The sequence below is a fragment of the Streptomyces prasinopilosus genome (genome assembly GCF_001419695.1).
GTDB lineage: Bacteria > Actinomycetota > Actinomycetes > Streptomycetales > Streptomycetaceae > Streptomyces > Streptomyces prasinopilosus.
On record NZ_LIRG01000998.1, the window covers coordinates 1 to 1,880 of the forward strand.

The window sequence follows — 1,880 nt, forward strand, 5'->3', positions numbered from 1 at the left end:
CCGGATCGTCCTGCGGCGAGGTCCTCCCGGGGGCAGGGGCCGGAACCGCCGGGTCTCCCGGAGGACTTGGACCGGATCGCCGTACGGCCGCCCCGCACCGCGTCCGGCGGGGGACGCCCGTCCCCGGGGGAGGGGCGCGCCTGTGCGTGTGGTGTGACCCCCCATGTGCAGGCACCGTTCCGTAGGGCGCCGGCCCATCGTTGATGGCAGCGTGGGGACCGCACCATGGGGCAGCTTCGTGCTCCGTACCGTGCCCTCTTCCGCTTCCCGCCCTTCCTGGAGGCCGTCATGCGCCCGTCCCTCGGCGTTCCGTTGCTCGCTTTCGCCCTCGCGGCGGCAGCCCTCACCGCTCCGGCTCCGGCCGCCGCCACCGCCGAAGACGGGCACTGCGCGCGCCAGGAGCGGGTGCGGGTGCCGGGCGCGGCCCATCAGCGCGTCACCTGCCTGGCCGATCTGACCACCACGGGGCTGGCCGGTACCCCGTACACCGACCCGGCGGACCAGGCGGGGCTGATCGCGGCCGCCACCCCATTGCCGTCCGAAGTGCCGGGCCTTCAGGTCGACGGGTACTTCCCGGACTCCTCCCGCTTCAACACGACGCACGGCTGGGCGCACGACGCGCAGTTCGTGATCCGGCTGCCCGACCGGTGGAACGGCGGGCTGGTCGTCACGGGCGCACCCGGCAACCGCAAGCAGTACGCGACCGACAAGGCCGTCTCCGACCGGGTCCTGGCCCAGGGATACGCGTACGCCTCGACGGACAAGGGCAACAACGGCGTCGACTTCTACCGGGACGGGATCCGGCCCGGTGACGCGGTGGCCGAGTGGAACACCCGGACCACGCAGCTCACCCGGGCGGCCAAGCGCGCGGTGGCCCACCGCTACGGGCACGCGCCGCGCCGGACGTACATGACCGGCGTCTCCAACGGGGGCTATCTCACCCGCTGGCAGCTGGAGAACCACCCGGAGCTGTACGACGGCGGCGTGGACTGGGAGGGTGCGCTGTGGACCGCCGACGGGACCGGCCTGTTCACCACCCTGCCGGTCGCGGTGGCCCGGACGTACGGCACGGCGGACGACGCGGACCTGCACGCGGCGGGCTTCGCACCGGGCTCCGAGTTCCTGTGGCCGTACCACGAGAAGGCCTACTGGGGTGTCACGCAGAAGATCTACCGGGCCGAGTTCGACCCGACCTACGATCCCGCCTGTCCGGGGTCCTCGGCCGGCACCACGGTGGAGCAGGTCCTGGCGCCGTGCGCGTCCGACGCCGCGTACGACTACGCCTCGCGTCCCGCCGCCGTGCACCGGGCCGCGGCCCGGGTGGCGCTGACCGGGCGCATCGGCCGGCCGCTGATCACGCTGCACGGTGATCTGGACGCGCTGCTGCCGAAGGCCGCCCACTCCGACGTGTACGCCCGCATGATCGACGCGAAGGGACGGGGGGCGCTGCACCGCTCCTACACGGTGCAGGACGGCACCCACGTCGACGGGCTGTACGACACCCATCCGGACCGGCTGCGGCCGATCCTGCCCTGCTACCGGTCGGCGTTCGACGCCCTGACCGCGTGGGTGGAGCGCGGGGTCAGGCCGCCCGCGGACCGGACGATCGGCAGGCCCGCGGACGGTGACGTGGTCAACTCCTGCGCGCTGGACGGCCCCGGGGCGACGACGCGGTGACGGCACCCGGGCGGGGGCCGGTCCTCGGGGCCGGTCCCCCGCGTCTCAGCGGCCCAGCTCCTTGCGCGAGACGCGGCGCAGCCTGCTCCGCTGCGAGGGGTCCAGGGTGAGGTACGCGGCGGCCGGGACTCCCAGGATGATCAGGAGCGCCGCCCACCAGGGCAGCCAGATGAGCAGGATGAGCCCGGCCGCCGCGTACCTCA

The 1,880-nt window shown here is 74.1% G+C and carries 1 protein-coding gene; it reads left to right on the forward strand.

All coding sequences use genetic code 11. The features are described 5' to 3' along the window. Positions 1-288: 288 nt before the first annotated feature. Complete coding sequence (locus AOK18_RS29515; RefSeq protein WP_055696292.1) at positions 289-1,677, forward strand: tannase/feruloyl esterase family alpha/beta hydrolase; 1,389 nt, start codon at positions 289-291, stop codon at positions 1,675-1,677. Positions 1,678-1,880 lie beyond the last annotated feature (203 nt).

Coding starts and splice junctions, on each gene's coding strand:
- AOK18_RS29515 (WP_055696292.1), top strand. CDS start 289: ATGCGCCCGTCCCTCGGCGTTCCGTTGCTCGCTTTCGCCCTCGCGGCG.